The organism is Zoogloea sp., assembly GCF_028689785.1.
Classification (GTDB): Bacteria; Pseudomonadota; Gammaproteobacteria; order Burkholderiales; family Rhodocyclaceae; genus Zoogloea.
The window spans coordinates 1-16,173 of record NZ_JAQVCN010000009.1 but is presented as its reverse complement, the minus strand read 5'-3'; the positions used below and the strand labels follow the sequence as shown (position 1 = coordinate 16,173).

The window sequence follows — 16,173 nt, the reverse complement described above, 5'->3', positions numbered from 1 at the left end:
AAATTCACGCTTCCAAGACGGCGAATTCTTGACTTACCCGAGATCACCATCTAGAATGCGGGCCTCTGTTCCTCGATAGCTCAGTCGGTAGAGCGCCGGACTGTTAATCCGTAGGTCCCTGGTTCGAGCCCAGGTCGAGGAGCCAAAGATTCAAGCAAAAAGCCAACCCTTCCGGGTTGGCTTTTTGCTTTGCATCAATCGTTTCACAATCTGCCACACCCCTCCCTCAAGAACACCGCCTGACGGTCGTTTTACTCCCGATCAAGGCATGGCGACACAATCGCCTCCACAGCACACGACAGCACCTCGGGCACGGGTATCAGCGGAAGGATGGCTTAATGTTTGGCAGCGGATTGAAACGTCAGGTATCAGAACTCGAAATCCGGCTCGCAGAACACATCGCCATCCGACAAGCCCTGGATCGATCGCTTTCCATCGTCGAACTGAGCCCCGACGGCACCGTGCTTGCCGCCAACGACAACTTCTGCGCCGCCATGGGTGCACGCCAGACGGAGATCATCGGGCAGCCCCACGCCAGCCTGTGCGACCCGGCCTACACGACCAGCCATGCTTACCAGCAGTTCTGGTCCGACCTGCGCGCCGGCAAGTTCTTCCGAGGGCGCTTCCGGCGGCGCCATCGCTCCGGCCGGGCGGTCTGGCTGGAGGCCACCTACAACCCCGTTGTCGATCCCCGGAGCGGTCACATCACCCGGGTCATCAAGTTCGCCACGGACATCACCGAACGCGTCGAGGAGGCCGCGAGGGCGGCAGCCCTGATCGCCGCCATCGAGCGCTCCAAGGCCGTCATCGAGTTCTCCCCCGACGGCACCGTCCTGCGCGCCAACGACAACTTTCTCCAGACCATGGGCTATAGCGCCGGCGAGGTGATCGGAAAGCACCACCGTCTGTTCTGCCCCACCGACCTCGCTGGCAGCAGCGAATACGAAAACTTCTGGCGCGACCTGCGGGCCGGTCACCATTTCAGCGGCCAGTTCTGCCGCCTCGACAAACGCGGCGCCCCCGTCTGGCTCGAGGCCAGCTACAACCCCGTACTGGACGAAGACGGTCAGGTGGTGCGGATCGTGAAGACGGCATCCGATGTCACCACCCAGGTACGCCGCTACCACGCCGAGCAGGAGAGCACAGCCACAGCTGCCGCTGCCGCCCAGGAAACCGAGAGGATCTCCGCCGACGGGGAAGCCATCATCCTCGAGACCGTCGCCAGGATCCAGTCGATCTCCCGCGCCGTCGACGAGGCCGCCGTCCAGGTGGATTCCCTGGGCCAGCGCACGGCCGACATTTCAGTGATCACCAGCACCATCAAGGAGATCGCCGACCAGACCAATCTGCTCGCCCTGAACGCCGCCATCGAAGCGGCCCGGGCCGGCGAATCCGGGCGGGGCTTTGCCGTGGTCGCCGACGAGGTTCGCAAACTCGCGGAGCGCACCACCCGGTCCACCGAAGAAATCACCCGTATGGTGGTCGCCATCCAGACCGAGAACAAGGCCGTCACCGCCAACATGAATGCCAACCTCACCCAGGTCGCCGAGGGCGTCCGCCTCGCCAACCGTGCCGGCGAAGCAATCCACCGTATCCGCGACGAAGCCCGGAGAGTGGTGGATGTCATCCAGCAACTCAAGGACAGCGTGGCGCGGCAAATCAGGCATCGTTGACAGCCGCCCTTCTTATCTTTAGACTATCGAGCTCAATTCCTCGATAGCTCAGTCGGTAGAGCGCCGGACTGTTAATCCGTAGGTCCCTGGTTCGAGCCCAGGTCGAGGAGCCAAGATTCAAGCAGAAAGCCAGTCCTTCGGGGCTGGCTTTCTGCTTTTTGTCGTGGCCACGCAGCCACTCCATGCGGCGAGTCGGCCCGCGCTTCCGCCTTGCCCTGCCTCCCGCCAGGCGCCATAATTTTTGAAACACGGGGGTTTCTTAGCGCGAGACAAGGCGTGCCCCCCCATCGACCGATAAACGGCAGTAGTACCGTCCCCCCCCCCTATAAAGGCCGGTGGTGCCGCCCCCCCCCCCCCCCCCCGACAACGCGATGAACCAGCGAGTGATTCCTCTTGCCGACGAGCGCCAGCTCCGGCAACAGCCTGCCATTCCGGCCGACCTGAGCCCCGCCAGCGGCACGCTGCTGGACAGCCGTGGACGCCCGGTCAAGGATCTGCGCATCTCGGTTACCGACCGCTGCAATTTCCGCTGCGTTTACTGCATGCCCAAGTCGGTGTTCGACAAGGACTACGCCTTCCTGCCGCGCAACTCCCTGCTGTCCTTCGAGGAGATCACCCGACTGGCCCGGCTGTTTGCCGCCCACGGGGTCACCAAGATCCGCCTGACCGGTGGCGAGCCCCTGCTGCGCCGCAATCTCGAGCAGCTGATCAGTCAGCTGGTGAGCATTCCCGGCATGGAGGTCACCCTGACCACCAACGGCGTGCTGCTGCCCAAGAAAGCGGCAGCCCTTAAGGCGGCAGGGCTCCAGCGCGTGACGATCAGCCTCGACTCCCTCGACGACGCCGTCTTCCGCGCCATGAACGACATGGACGTACCTGTCACTGACGTGCTCAAGGGCATCGCAGCCGCGGAGGCGGCCGGGCTCGGGCCGATCAAGATCAACATGGTGGTCAAGCGCGGCCTCAACGACCAGGAGATCCTGCCCATGGTCGAACGCTTCCGCGGCACCGGGCACATCCTGCGCTTCATCGAGTTCATGGACGTGGGCAGCTCCAACGGCTGGCGGATGGACGATGTGGTGCCGTCGGCCGAGGTCGTGCGGCGCATCCATGAGCACCATCCGCTGGTCCAGGTGGACCCCAACTACATGGGCGAAGTCGCCGAGCGCTGGCGTTTTGCCGACGGGGGCGGCGAGATCGGCGTCATCTCGTCGGTCACCCAGGCCTTCTGCGCCACCTGTACCCGCGCCCGCCTTTCCACCGAGGGCAGCCTCTACACCTGCCTCTTCGCCCAGAGCGGCCACGATCTGCGCAGCCTCATGCGTAGCGGCCGCAGCGACGCCGAACTCTCCGCCGCCATCCGGCACATCTGGCAGGGGCGCAGCGACCGCTACTCCGAGATCCGCACCGCCGAAACCGCATCCCTGCGCAAGATCGAAATGTCCTACATCGGGGGTTGACCCCCGCCTGGCAGGCGGGGGTGGCAAGGCCGCCCTGTGACGAGGTGCATAGTTTTCGGGTGAATTTGTTGGTCGACTACGTCGACAGGCCCGTTATGGTGCAAAATTTCGTGCTGCAGCAAAACATACGAAGCCATTAAATGGCCAAGCCGCCCCCCAACCCTAGCAAGAGCGGATCATGAACAACGACGTCCCGGAAGGCACCAAGCAGATCATTGATGGGCGTGAACGGGTTTTTTACTCGGGATACTGGGTCAAGACCTATACGGTTCCCGAAGACACCCTGCAAGCCAAGCGCAAGCTCATCGGCGCCCTTACCCGCCGACTTTTCAACCACGTCGAGCACGGCCTCAACATTCCTGGCAGCCGGCTTAACGAGGCCCGCAAGAGCTACGAGGACGAAACCGACACCGACCGCCGCAGGGTGAAGGGCGCCATGCTGGCCGGCGCGCTGTTCAACCGGGCCGCCGACATCTTCACCAAACTGGTCGAACTGCAGAGTGTCGGCATCGAGATCCAGTCCGACAATGCGCTGATGCGCGAGTGCGGGCGCTGCCTGCAGGAAGCCCTGGGCCTGGGACGACTGGTCCTGCACCGCTCCGGCGAAGAAGGTATCGACGAGTTGTGGGGCGAACCCTTCAAGGCGTTTTCGATTCCCCTCGAAGACTTCTACGAGAGTCGCTACGTCAAGATCGCCATGACCCTGCGTGACATCGATCAGCTGGCAGAAGCGATGATCGCCACCTTCGAGGCGCTCCCCTGTTTCAAGGGTGTCGAGCCCCATATCCACGAATTCGCCAACGCAGCCAAGATCAAGACCGAGACCCTGCGTACCGACCCGGACATCTTCGACATCTGGACCAGCTTCGTCACCGCCTCCGAGCGCATGTGCGGCCACTTCAACGCTGAAGCCATGCCGGCCAACCTCGAAGAACAGCACCTGGTGGCCGACGGCCGCCTGCTCATCCAGCAGGGGCGCGATCTCGTCAGCTACATCACGCGGGCACGTACCCCCATGCCCAAGAGCGCCAACGAATACATCGAGCGTTGCCGCGCCTACACCGAACGCTGTGCCCGGAGAGCCTCCCGCTCGGCGCTCTAGAAGACCATACCCGTTGCGGGGAATTGCCACTTCCCAGAAAATGACGGGTGAACACCTTTTGCTCGCCAGCGCCGATCTTTCCCCTTCGCCGTGACGAGCGCCTGCGAATCGCAGTCATCAAGAAGAAGGAAGCCAGGCCATGAGTGCAAAACAGGACGCCACCCCTCGCAACACTGCCAAGCCCCCACGAAAGGCATCCCCCCCGCGCCCCAGCAGCGGCGGTGACATTGCCCCCCGAAATACCCCCGAAGCCCTTGAGGACTACGTGGTCGACGAGGCGGTGGAAGCGGCACGGGACGCCAAGCTTTCCGCTGTCAGCGACATCGTCGCCACCCTCGCCCGCCACGACACCCACAGCATCGCCGAGACCCTGCAGGCCATCATGGCTGGCGCCTCCCCCGACGATGCAGCCATCCTGCGCAACGCCCTGCTGGCCGAGGACGAGGCCGTCTACAAAAAGCTCCCCTCCCACCCGGACGAGGAGCTCGCCGATGGCTGGCGTGACGGCGGCTACCCCTACAAGAACCTGATGTCCCGCAAGGCCTACGAGAAGCAGAAGTACCGCCTGCAGGTGGAACTGCTCAAGCTCCAGGCCTGGGTGAAGGAAACCGGCCAGCGCGTCGTGATCCTGTTTGAAGGCCGCGATGCCGCCGGCAAGGGTGGCACCATCAAGCGCTTCATGGAACACCTCAACCCACGCGGCGCGCGAGTCGTCGCCCTGGAAAAGCCCACCGAGACCGAACGTGGCCAGTGGTACTTCCAGCGCTATGTGCAGCATCTTCCCACCGCCGGCGAAATCACCCTGTTTGACCGCTCCTGGTACAACCGGGCAGGCGTCGAACGCGTCATGGGTTTCTGCTCGCCGGACGAATATCTGGAGTTCATGCGCCAGACCCCCGAGTTCGAACGCCAGCTTGTGCGCAGCGGCGTACACATCATCAAGTTCTGGTTCTCGGTCAGTCGTGAAGAGCAGCGCCGCCGCTTCAAGGAGCGGGAGGCTCACCCCCTCAAGCAGTGGAAGCTCAGCCCCATCGACCTGGCCTCCCTCGACAAGTGGGACGACTACACCAAGGCCAAGGAAGCCATGTTCTTCCACACCGACACCGCCGATGCCCCGTGGACGGTGATCAAATCCGACTGCAAGAAGCGCGCACGCCTCAACGCCATGCGCTACATCCTGCACAAGCTCCCCTACACCAACAAGGACATGGACCACATCGGCCCCCTCGACCCACTGCTGGTCGGCCGTGCCCACGTGGTATACGAACGCGGCGAACACGCTGGCAGCCCCTTGCTTTAAAGGCAGCATGAGCCCTCCGTCGGGGGGCTCGGCAAAGGGCGCATAAAAATGGCTTCCGGGCCTTCCACTACGCCAATCCGTGACGAGCGGTTAAACTGCGGCGTGTGAACGCCCAGCCTCCTACCCTCACCTTCGCCCTGTTCGACAACAATCTGGATGCCGCCGATGCACGCGGCGCCTGGCTTCTCACCGATCTTCGGGAAACCGTGGAATGCCGGCACACGGACGACTGGCAGGCCACTCTGGTGCGCCTTGAGGACGCCGCCCGCCGCGGCGCATGGGTAGCGCTGGCCGCCAGTTACGAACTCGGCTACATGATCGAAGCACGCCTGCGCCCGCTGCTTCCCCCTGGAGAGGCCCCGCTATTCACCGGCTGGATCTTTGAACAGGGTCAATGGCTCAACGACGATGCGTGCGACGCCTGGCTCGCCGCGCAAGCCACATCACCCGCCGGCGGCACCAGCCATCTGGACACCCTCATCGAGGAAGACGCCTACCTGGCAAGCATCGCCCGCATCCGCGAGTACATCGCAGAGGGTGACTGTTACCAGGTCAACTTCACCTTCCCCCTGTCAGGCCAGGCCTTCGGTGATCCGGCCAGCCTCTACCGCGCCCTGCGCAAGGCTCAGCCCGTACGCTACGGCGCCTTCATCAGCCACGCCGGTGGTGCCGTCTTGTCCCGCTCGCCGGAGCTCTTTCTCGAACGCCGGGGCCACACCCTGAGCAGCCAGCCCATGAAGGGCACGGCAGCCCGCCATACTTCACCAGAGGCGCTCGCCGCCTCCGAGAAGGACCGGGCCGAGAACATCATGATCGTCGACCTGATCCGCAACGACATGGGGCGCCTGGCCCCTCCGGGCGGCGTGAGGGTCGAGGACCTGTTCCGCATCGACCCCTACCCCACCGTCTGGCAGATGACGTCCAGGGTCATTGCCGAACCGGTGAAGGCCGACCTCGGCACGATCTTCGGCGCCCTCTTCCCCTGCGGTTCGATCACCGGAGCCCCGAAGATCAGGGCCATGGAGATCATCCACGAACTCGAAGTGGAGGCCCGCGGCCTGTATTGCGGAGCACTCGGCCGGATACGCCCCGGCGGCGACTTCCGCTTCAGCGTCCCGATCCGCAGCCTGCTGGTGGACAAATCCGGTGTGGCCCGTCTGAATGTGGGCAGCGGTGTAGTGCATGACTCCATCCCGGCCTCCGAATGGGCCGAATGCCACCTGAAGTCCCGCTTCCTGACCGCGCTGCCCAAAGGCCTGCGCTTGATTGAAACCCTCCGCTACACCCCTGGGGGAAACCCATTCCCTTTCATGGATGAACACCGGGCACGGATGCAAAGCTCGGCGGCCACTTTCGGCTTTCCCTTCGACGAGAAGATTTTCCTGCAACTGCTCGACAGCGTACGTGCAGACGAAGCCCTGCGCGTACGCATCACCCTGGGGCCCGACGGCGACTTCACGCTGGAGCAGACCAGCCTGACCTTGGGTGCCCCCACGGCCAAACCGAGCATCGTGCTGTCCCCGCTGCGCACCTCAAGCCGCGAGCTGCTGTTCCGCCACAAGACCACTGCCCGCACCCTGTACGACGCAGAACTGGCGCGGGTCATGGCCCTCGGGCATTTCGACGCGGTGTTCATGAACGAGAAGAAGCAGCTGACCGAAGGCACCCGCAGCAATCTCTTCGTGGAAAAGGGAGGCATCCTGCTGACCCCGCCGCTGGAGGCCGGAGTATTGAATGGTGTCCTGCGCCAGCGCCTGCTCAGCGAGGGAAAGGCCCGCGAAGCCCACCTCGACCTGGGCGACCTCTATGACGCGGAGGCCATTTTCATGGGTAACGGCCTGCGTGGCCTGCTCCGTGTCCGGCTGGAAACCACGGAGCAAGCAAGCCTGGCCTGAGAGGCCCCAACTTTACTTGGCGCCCTTGCCCTTAGGCACCACGGCAAGGCGTTCCACAAGAGCTTTGGCGCTGGCCGCATCTTCCTTCAGCAGCAGCTGGACACCTGCACGCAGCAATTCCGACTTGGTGCAGATGCGCCCGGCTTTTGCCAGGGTTTCACGCAGCTGCTTGAGCTGGGCATGCTCGCTTTTGGGCATCGAGAAAGAATCACGTACCACCTTCTCGCGGCTAGCCTTGACCGGCTTCTCTGCCTTGGCCGCCTTCTCCTTCACCGGCTTCTCCGCCTTCACGGCCTTCGGCTTCTCGACCTTGGGTGCCTTCACGGCGGCTACTGCCTTGGCAGGGACCGCCTTTTTGGCCGCAAGCGGCTTGACAGGCGCCTCAACGGCCGGCGCGGGCGCCTTTACCGGCTTGCTGGCGACCCTGGCTTTGGCCGGAGCAGCTGCCTTGACAGGCTTGGCCACCTTTGCTGCAGGCGTCTGCTTGGCAGTCGCCCCCCGGGCCGGGGCCTTCACCGGTGCTGCCGGCGCGGCAACCAGCTCGGGCGTAGCAGGCGCCACCACAGCCACCACCGGCGCGGCCTCATCGGCCACCACCTGGGTGGGCGACTCGGCCACCGGCGCGGGTAGTTCGGCAGGCGTCGCCGAGGCATCCTGAACCGGGTCAGGCAGGCGTACCGCCAGGGCTTCATTTTCCTTCTGCAGCGTCGAACGCAGAGCAGACTTGGTCTTGCTGTTCATACCTTTTCTCCTGTCAATTTCAATACTTCCACAACCAGCTTGTCCACTTCCCGTGCTGCCTCGGCCCCACTGCGGCCCAATTGATACACCGTGCCGCCAATGACCGCACTCTGGGCAAAAGCATTGCGCTGAGACAGCGCCGCACCGAGGACCGGCAGAGAGAAGTCGCGCATTACCTCAAGCACATCCCAGGCAAGATTGGTCCGCAACACACGGTTGGGCACCAGCGCCGCACGCAGCCCCTTGCGGCTGGCCTGGGCCTGGAGAATCAATCGCTCCACCGCCTTGGTGGACCAGAGGTCAGCCGGACTGGGCACCACGGGTACCAAGGCGACATCGGCCTCCGCCAAGGCCGCCAGCGTCATGGGATGTTCGATGGACGGCGGACAATCGAGCAACACCACCCCGGCTTCCCGCCCAAGCTGTCGCAAGAAGGCCCGCAAGCCCTCGGCAGGCCCGTCGAGCCGCACCACCCGGGCCGGGAAAGGTGTTTCCTCCGGCGCGGAATGAGACCAGCGCAAGGCCGTCTCCTGGGGGTCAAGATCAATCACGATCACCTGCAGCCCACCACGTGCCAGGCCACCGGCCAGCTGCATCGTGAGGGTCGACTTCCCCGCGCCCCCCTTCTGGGAAAGCACAGTCACCACCTTGGCTCTTGCCACAGAACCTCCATTAGGTAATACCGTATTATTTTACCCAAGACCACTGCAAACACAAGCTGCGTACGACGGATTGAATTCCACCACCGGATTCGACAAGGCATGCCACACGGAATGACAGTCAGTACAGATGCCGGCCCCATGACGCAAAACGCCCCGGGAACAGGCCGGGGCGTCAGGAACAACGATACTGAATTTGTGCGCGTCAGCGCAGGAAATCGGTTCGAAAGGATGTCCGTCGCGAAGATGGTCGGATGGCAACCTTCTGCGGCCCTTGGGCTTGCCGCGGACGCCCACCCGTGCCGTCACACTCGCGCAATCCGCGGGAGCCCAGGCGCAGACACTGTACCTCTCCAGTGCCGCAATGGGCCCCCAAGTCCGTCGGGCAGCCTTCTTCCATGTGCTCGATGCGCAACAGCTCGAGAAAGCGGATGGCAGAATCGCGACTATCAAAAACCGTAAGCCGGCCGTCGTTGGCGCACAGCCAGCGATCATCCACCGTGATGCCCATGCAGCAATCACGCCCACCTTTCAATGTATGGATGCGTATCCGGGTCTGCCCCAGGCGCCAGAGCGGTGCCACTGCGAGCTCAAGCCAGGTCGCATTGCGTCCTTTAAGTTCCATTTGTCCCCTCCATTATTTTTGATGTGCCTGCTGAAAAGCGCCAAAATCAGGGAGATTTCCGCGACACTCTGAGTATTATCGACAAATAACCCAGACATGGGGAGGGTTTTTCGAGCAGCAGCCAATCCCCCCTCGGAAGCAGACAAACTAAAGCAAGCTTCCCACACGCTTTCAAACGGAGAAAAACACAATGAAAATCGAGACACTCGCCGTCCACGGTGGCTACAGCCCGGACCCGACCACCAAGGCCGTGGCCGTGCCCATCTACCAGACCACGTCGTATGCCTTCGACGACACCCAACACGGTGCCGACCTGTTCGACCTGAAGGTGGCCGGCAACATCTACACCCGCATCATGAACCCCACCCAGGCCGTGCTCGAAGCCCGGGTGGCCGCCATGGAAGGCGGCATTGCCGGCCTGGCCCTGGCCTCCGGCATGGCTGCCATCACCTATGCAATCCAGACCATCGCCGAAGCTGGCGACAACATTGTCTCGGCCGCCACCCTTTACGGGGGCACCTACAACCTGTTCGCCCACACGCTGCCGCAGATCGGCATCAACGTGCGCTTTGCCGACCACCGTGACCCGGCCTCCTTCGCTCCGCTGATCGATGCGCGCACCAAGGCCATCTTCTGCGAGTCGGTCGGCAACCCCCTGGGCAACATCACCGATTTCGAAGCCCTGGCGGCCATCGCCCATGCCCACGGCATCCCGCTGATCGTGGACAACACCGTGCCCTCGCCCTACCTGTGTCGTCCCATCGAGCACGGTGCCGACATCGTGGTCCATTCGCTGACCAAGTACATCGGCGGCCACGGCACCTCCATCGGCGGCATCATTGTCGACAGCGGCAAGTTCCCGTGGGCCGAGCACAAGGAGCGCTTCCGCCGCCTGAACGAGCCGGATGTGTCCTACCACGGCGTGGTCTACACCGAGGCCCTGGGCCCGGCGGCCTACATCGCCCGTGCCCGTGTCGTGCCGCTGCGCAACATGGGCGCCGCCATCAGCCCCTTCAACGCCTTCCTGATCCTGCAGGGCGTCGAAACCCTGGCGCTGCGCATGGATCGGATCTGCGAAAGCACCCTGAAGGTAGCAGAGTTCCTGCAGGGGCATGCCAAGGTTGCTTGGGTGAACTACGCCGGACTGCCCGACCATCCGGACAACGCTCTGGTGCACAAGTACATGGGCGGTCGCGCCTCGGGCATCCTCAACTTCGGCGTAAAGAGTGCCGACGGTAACGGCCAGGCTGCAGGAGGCCCTCAAGCTAGTGACCCGCCTGGTGAACATCGGTGACAGCAAGAGCCTGGCCTGCCACCCGGCGTCCACCACTCACCGTCAGTTGTCCCCGGAAGAGATGAAGAAGGCCGGCGTCTCGGAAGACATGGTGCGCCTGTCCATCGGGATCGAGCACATCGACGACATCCTGGCCGATCTGGACCAAGCCCTGGCTGCGGTCTGATCGCGTCTGCATCAGCAAAGAAAAACGCCGGACTTGAAGTCCGGCGACTTGAAGTCCGGCGTTTTTCATTTCAGACCACGATAAGCACTCAGGCCACGCAGCCCTCCGTAGCGTCCTCGGCAACCGGCGCGACATGCATACCGGCTCGGTTGGCCGCACTGATGATCGCCTGCACCGACGCCGTCACGGTATTGCGGTGCATGCCCGCGCCGAAGCGACTGCCGGCAACGCCGTCCATGGCCACCTCGACGATGCACATGGCCACGGCATCCGCCCCCTCACCCATCGAACGCTCCTCGAAGCTCTGAACCCGGATCGGCACGCCGATAGCGGCCACTGCGGCCTCCACCGGACCATTGCCTTCGCCGACAAACTCCACTGCCTGCCCCCTCACCTCAGCCTCGATGCGGATACCCTGGCGGCTACCGGCCTCGAAGAGATGATGGGCCACGTAACGGATCGGCGCATCGGCCTCAAGGTACTCACGACCGAAAAGGGCCCACAACTGGTGGGCATCCACCTCCTGGCCGGTCTCGTCAGTAAGACGCTGCACCGCCCCACTGAACTCCACCTGCATGCGGCGCGGCATCACCAAACCATAGGCCGTCTGGAGCAAATGGGCGACACCGCCCTTGCCCGACTGGCTGTTGACGCGGATCACCGAGTCGTAGGTGCGCCCGAGGTCGGCGGGATCAACCGGCATATAGGGGACTGCCCAAGGCGCATCGGGGCGCTGCACCTCAAAGCCCTTCTTGATCGCGTCCTGGTGCGAACCCGAGAAAGCCGTGAAGACGAGATCGCCCACATACGGGTGGCGTGGGTGGATCGGCAACTGGGTGCATTCCTCCGCCACGCGGGCGATGTCATTGATGTCGGAGAAGTCGAGCCCCGGATGGATGCCCTGCGTGTACATGTTGAGGGCAAGGGTCACGAGATCCACATTGCCCGTGCGCTCACCGTTGCCGAAGAGGCAGCCCTCGACACGGTCGGCACCGGCGAGCACGCCGAGCTCTGCCGCCGCCACCGCCGTACCCCGATCGTTGTGGGGGTGAAGGCTGAGAACGATCTGATCGCGCCGAGCGAGGTGGCGACTCATCCACTCGATCTGATCGGCATACACATTCGGGCTGGCGACCTCTACCGTGGACGGGAGGTTGATGATGACCTTCTCACCCGGCTGCGGATTCCAGGCATCGACAACGGCGTCACACACCTCCTTGGCAAAATCGAGCTCCGTGGCGGTGAAGGTCTCCGGGCTGTACTCAAGGATGAACTCCGTCTCCGGCTGTTCTGCGGCAAGCGCTTTGACGAGCGTCACGCTGGAGACGGCAAGCGCCTTGACCTCCTCCTTGCTCATGCCAAACACCGTCTCGCGGAACACCGGCGAAGTGGCGTTGTAGATGTGCACGATGGCGCGACGGGCGCCCTTGAGGGATTCCATGGTGCGCCGGATGAGGTGCTCACGGGCCTGACTGAGGACTTCGATGGTCACATCATCGGGGATCTCGTTTTCCTCAATGAGCTTGCGCACGAAGTCGAAATCGGTCTGGGAGGCGGAAGGGAAGGCAACTTCGATTTCCTTGAAGCCGATGGCCACGAGCTTGCGGAACATCTGCAACTTGCGGGCCGGGTTCATGGGCTCGAAGAGGGCCTGGTTGCCATCACGAAGATCGGTACTCATCCAGATCGGCGGATGGGTGATCGTGCGGCTCGGCCACTGACGGTCGGCGAGGGCGACCGGGGGAAAGGCGGAATACTTGGTGTTCGGATTCTTCAACATGATGAACTTGTCCTTTGCTTTCGTCGGATACGGTATTCGGATGCGGACGCAGGGCTGCCAGACTGCCGCGGGCTCGTGGCCTGGCAACCGGGGCGCAGTCGTAGGGACAGTAGGGAAAGATTCGGCGTGGTCATGGTGAAACTCCGTTCAAAACGCGTGCAAAGACGCAATCCGCCTGTGAAAGGCGACGGGGTACGACAACAGGAAGGGGGAGAGAAGATGTGCCCGTTAGGGCAGCAGCAGACCCAGCCCGGAGAGGGCCAGTAGGGAGAGAAGCGTGGTCTGTTGCTTGGAGGTCATGGACGGAAATTAGCAGGTCCGCTGTGCGGCGTCAAACAATTAAGCCAATAGCAACAATCTAAGGCACCTGACAAACAATAATCTGGTAGCCCGGCCCACCCATCAACATCCGCCCCGGTTCGAGCTTCACCATGCGGGCACCGAGCCTGGCAAACACCTGCCCTTCGACGCGCATGAAACCGGGCTCACACGCCACCCGGACAGTTCGTCCGCGGACCACCGGGTCACACAGAATACCGCTCCAGCTACGGCTGCCGTCATCCAGGACGACATGCTGAGGATCGCTGGAAATGGTCTGCAGCCCGACCGAAACCCCGGCCTGATCACAAGAGCGGACACGCCGCACCAGGGCCAGCACCCAGCGCCCGGTCTCACCCACATGGGCGCCCACCAGGGCGCCGACACGGCACACCTCCGGATCCATCATGGAGGACGACACGCCGAAGCCATTGCGGCTCGCGTCCATCAGCGTCCAAGCAGCTGCCGGCCGCAGTTGCGCATCCCCCGACAGCAGCGAGCGGATGAAACCCAGCCCGGTGGCCAACGCCAACTGCCCTTGCACCTGATGCCGCCGGTACTGGCGCATGGGTGGCTGTGCGCCCCACTGTCGAGACAGGTGGCGAATGCTTGCCGTCACCGAAGGCAGGCTGAGCCCGGCGAAGGCCGGAGCCCCCGGCGCCTCAATCAGGGTTTGCTGCAACTCCTCAAGCATGGGCACGGCGTCCGCCGGCCGGAAGAAGCGCAGGGCCGTCGACGGCACCTCGGGCAAGCTGAGGCAGCGCCGCGGTGGTGCCAAGGTTTCCAGATCAATCGAAAACAGCCCCCCCGGGGCTGGCTCGCTGCTCAGTTCAAGAGAATGCTGCAGGTAGCGCACCAGCTTGTCGGTCGCTTCGATACGCTCGGGCGACAACTGATCAAGGCTGGCGCATTGCAAGGCCACCAGGCGCACAAACTCGCGGCTGATTGTGGAACGGGTCTCGCGCCCCTCGCGGATCGATACCGGTGTGTTGAGCGCACCGCTGGCACTGGCCGTGCGGAAGGCACCGCCGGCCCGCAGCCACACTTCCGGCGCCAACCCCTGATAGTCAAAGGCTGCCCATTTCATCTCTCCTGCCGCACTGCGCACAGTGCGCAACAGGATTTCCGTGTGCAGGCCGGTTGCCGGAGAAAGGGCCGTATCGAGGAGCAGCCCGCCCAGCACCAGATCGTAGGCGCGCCCAAGACTGGCGTAAAAATCCCGGCCCAAGGCCTTGTAGCGGACGCTGCGGGACCCAAAGGCATTGGAGAGGTAGAGCCCCGCCGCCTGCCGCAACTGGGGTTGAGCGGCCTCATCGAGGATGACCACTAGACGGGCCAGCTCAGAAACGGACAGCTCGGCCTCGTAGTGGAAAGAATCCAGCCAGCGGATCAGCTCGATGATGGCGGTGGGCGCCGCATTGGTGGCAATCTCGGTTAGCGTCTTTCCCAGGGTATCGGGATGCAGGAGTGGATGCGCATTGTGTACCACCGTGCCTCCCCCCATGACGAACCTCTAGCCTCCCAAACAAGCCGATTGAAACGTTTTTTTACGCCGGGCGATGTTAGCACAAAGGTCTATTGATCTTTTCGGAGGGCCGGCAGTGGGAAACACGCCCGACACAATCCGGCAGACACCCCCGGTCGAAGCCGGACGGCCCTCGATCGGGTAAACTGGCGTTTTTGCCTGCGAGCCTCCATGCGACAGTACCTTGAACTCATGCGCCATGTGGCGGAGCGCGGCCACCGCAAGGACGACCGCACCGGCACTGGCACCCTCTCGGTTTTCGGCTGGCAGATGCGCTTCGACCTTACGGAAGGTTTTCCCCTCCTCACCACCAAGAAACTCCATACCCGCTCGATCATCCACGAACTGCTGTGGTTCCTGCGCGGCGAAACCAACATCCAGTACCTGAAGGACAACAAGGTTTCGATCTGGGACGAGTGGGCAGACGAGAATGGCGAGCTCGGGCCGGTGTATGGCAAGCAGTGGCGGCACTGGGAAACCGCAGACGGGCGCAGCATCGACCAGATCGGCCAGCTGATTGAGGCACTCAAGAAGAACCCGGACTCCCGTCGCCACATCGTTTCGGCCTGGAATCCGGGCGAAATCGACGGTATGGCCCTGCCCCCCTGCCATGCGCTGTTCCAGTTCTACGTGGCTGGCGGCAGACTGTCCTGCCAGCTATATCAGCGCAGCGCCGACATTTTCCTGGGCGTCCCCTTCAACATTGCGTCCTACGCCCTTTTCACCATGATGGTGGCGCAGGTGTGCGGCTATGAACCGGGCGATTTCGTATGGACCGGCGGCGATTGCCACCTCTACGTGAATCACCTGGAGCAGACGCAGCTGCAGCTCTCCCGCGAACCCCGCGCCCTGCCGACGATGCACATCAATCCGGCGGTGAAGGACATCTTTGCCTTCACCATCGACGACTTCACCCTTGAGGGCTACGATCCGCACCCCCACATCTCCGCTCCGGTGGCGGTATGAGCAGACCCATTCTGGCGCTTATTGCCGCATGCGCCCGCGACAGCGTGATCGGAGTCGACAACCGCATGCCCTGGCACCTGCCGGAAGACATGAAGTTCTTCCGCGAGACCACCCGCGGCAAGCCGGTCATCATGGGTCGCAAGACCTGGGAGTCACTGCCCGACGCCTTCCGCCCACTGCCCGGCCGGATCAACATCGTGGTGAGCCGTAATGCGGCCTACCAGGCTGACGGCGCCACGATGGTGGGCAGCCTGCCCGACGCACTGAGCGCTGCCGGGGATGCAGACATCGTCTTCGTGATGGGCGGCGCCGACTTGTACCGCCAAGCTTTGCCCATCGCCGATCGGCTTTACCTCACCGAGATCGATGCGGAATTTTCCGGCGACGCGTTCTTTCCAGAATTCGACCAGAATGCCTGGCACGAAACGCAGCGCGATGCCCAGGTCTCGACGTCGGGCCTCGCGTTTGCATGGGTGACCTACGAACGACGTCGATGATCCGCGCATCCGCCAACTGAAACAAAAACGCCGCGAATCCCGCGGCGTTTCAGACTGCTGACAAAGCCCCAAGCCCCCGCCCGTCGGGGGCTTCGTTTTTTTATAATAGCGGCATGCTCAAGCCTGCCGCCGCCTCCGCTCAGACCGAACTGGAAATGGTGACGCTGGACCA

The 16,173-nt window shown here is 63.2% G+C and carries 12 protein-coding genes, 2 tRNA genes and 1 pseudogene; 10 read left to right on the top strand and 5 right to left on the bottom strand.

The annotated features are described in order from the left end of the window. Window positions 1-69 precede the first annotated feature (69 nt). From PHI64_RS06440 to pabB, 7 genes are all read left to right on the top strand, one after another. A tRNA-Asn gene (locus PHI64_RS06440) sits at window positions 70-145 on the top strand. A gap of 208 nt (window positions 146-353) precedes the next feature. Continuing rightward, window positions 354-1,673, top strand: coding sequence for a methyl-accepting chemotaxis protein (locus PHI64_RS06435; protein ID WP_299880369.1), 1,320 nt, complete (start codon window positions 354-356; stop codon window positions 1,671-1,673). A gap of 37 nt (window positions 1,674-1,710) precedes the next feature. Further along, window positions 1,711-1,786, top strand: a tRNA-Asn gene (locus tag PHI64_RS06430). Window positions 1,787-2,044: 258 nt separating this feature from the next. Beyond that, entirely contained in the window at window positions 2,045-3,133 is a 1,089-nt protein-coding gene (gene moaA, locus PHI64_RS06425) for a GTP 3',8-cyclase MoaA (protein WP_299880366.1), read from the top strand. Between the two features lie 178 nt (window positions 3,134-3,311). Next, window positions 3,312-4,235, top strand: coding sequence for a hypothetical protein (locus PHI64_RS06420; RefSeq protein ID WP_299880363.1), 924 nt, complete (start codon window positions 3,312-3,314; stop codon window positions 4,233-4,235). 139 nt (window positions 4,236-4,374) lie between these two features. Beyond that, window positions 4,375-5,535, top strand: a complete 1,161-nt coding sequence (ppk2, locus tag PHI64_RS06415) for a polyphosphate kinase 2 (RefSeq protein WP_299880360.1) — start codon at window positions 4,375-4,377, stop codon at window positions 5,533-5,535. Between the two features lie 104 nt (window positions 5,536-5,639). Next, a complete protein-coding gene (gene pabB / locus PHI64_RS06410) occupies window positions 5,640-7,430 on the top strand; it encodes an aminodeoxychorismate synthase component I (RefSeq protein ID WP_299880358.1) in 1,791 nt (596 codons plus the stop codon). A 12-nt stretch (window positions 7,431-7,442) separates the two neighbouring features. Here the strand turns inward: pabB and PHI64_RS06405 are convergent, their stop codons facing one another. The 3 genes from PHI64_RS06405 to PHI64_RS06395 form a co-directional block, all read right to left on the bottom strand. After that, window positions 7,443-8,171 (bottom strand): hypothetical protein, encoded by a 729-nt coding sequence (locus tag PHI64_RS06405; protein WP_299880355.1) that lies wholly within the window; start codon window positions 8,169-8,171, stop codon window positions 7,443-7,445. Then, the gene (gene parA / locus PHI64_RS06400) at window positions 8,168-8,815 is read right to left on the bottom strand and encodes a ParA family partition ATPase (protein ID WP_366945145.1); all 648 of its coding nucleotides are present in this window, start codon (window positions 8,813-8,815) and stop codon (window positions 8,168-8,170) included. Before parA ends, PHI64_RS06405 begins: the two co-directional genes overlap by 4 nt. Before the next feature lie 220 nt (window positions 8,816-9,035). Beyond that, window positions 9,036-9,455, bottom strand: coding sequence for a hypothetical protein (locus tag PHI64_RS06395; RefSeq protein WP_299880352.1), 420 nt, complete (start codon window positions 9,453-9,455; stop codon window positions 9,036-9,038). A 190-nt stretch (window positions 9,456-9,645) separates the two neighbouring features. Here PHI64_RS06395 and PHI64_RS06390 point away from each other — a divergent pair. Continuing rightward, window positions 9,646-10,915: pseudogene (locus tag PHI64_RS06390) on the top strand (aminotransferase class I/II-fold pyridoxal phosphate-dependent enzyme). Window positions 10,916-11,003: 88 nt separating this feature from the next. Here PHI64_RS06390 and leuA read toward each other — a convergent pair. Continuing rightward, window positions 11,004-12,695, bottom strand: coding sequence for a 2-isopropylmalate synthase (leuA, locus tag PHI64_RS06385; protein ID WP_299880349.1), 1,692 nt, complete (start codon window positions 12,693-12,695; stop codon window positions 11,004-11,006). A gap of 358 nt (window positions 12,696-13,053) precedes the next feature. Beyond that, window positions 13,054-14,502: a hypothetical protein gene (locus PHI64_RS06380; RefSeq protein WP_299880346.1), complete on the bottom strand. Its 1,449-nt coding sequence runs from the start codon at window positions 14,500-14,502 to the stop codon at window positions 13,054-13,056. Between the two features lie 207 nt (window positions 14,503-14,709). Between PHI64_RS06380 and PHI64_RS06375 the strand changes: the two genes are divergently transcribed. Both PHI64_RS06375 and PHI64_RS06370 read left to right on the top strand, forming a co-directional pair. Continuing rightward, entirely contained in the window at window positions 14,710-15,504 is a 795-nt protein-coding gene (locus tag PHI64_RS06375) for a thymidylate synthase (protein WP_299880343.1), read from the top strand. Next, window positions 15,501-16,001, top strand: a complete 501-nt coding sequence (locus tag PHI64_RS06370) for a dihydrofolate reductase (RefSeq protein WP_299880340.1) — start codon at window positions 15,501-15,503, stop codon at window positions 15,999-16,001. Before PHI64_RS06375 ends, PHI64_RS06370 begins: the two co-directional genes overlap by 4 nt. The last annotated feature ends 172 nt before the right edge of the window (window positions 16,002-16,173 follow it).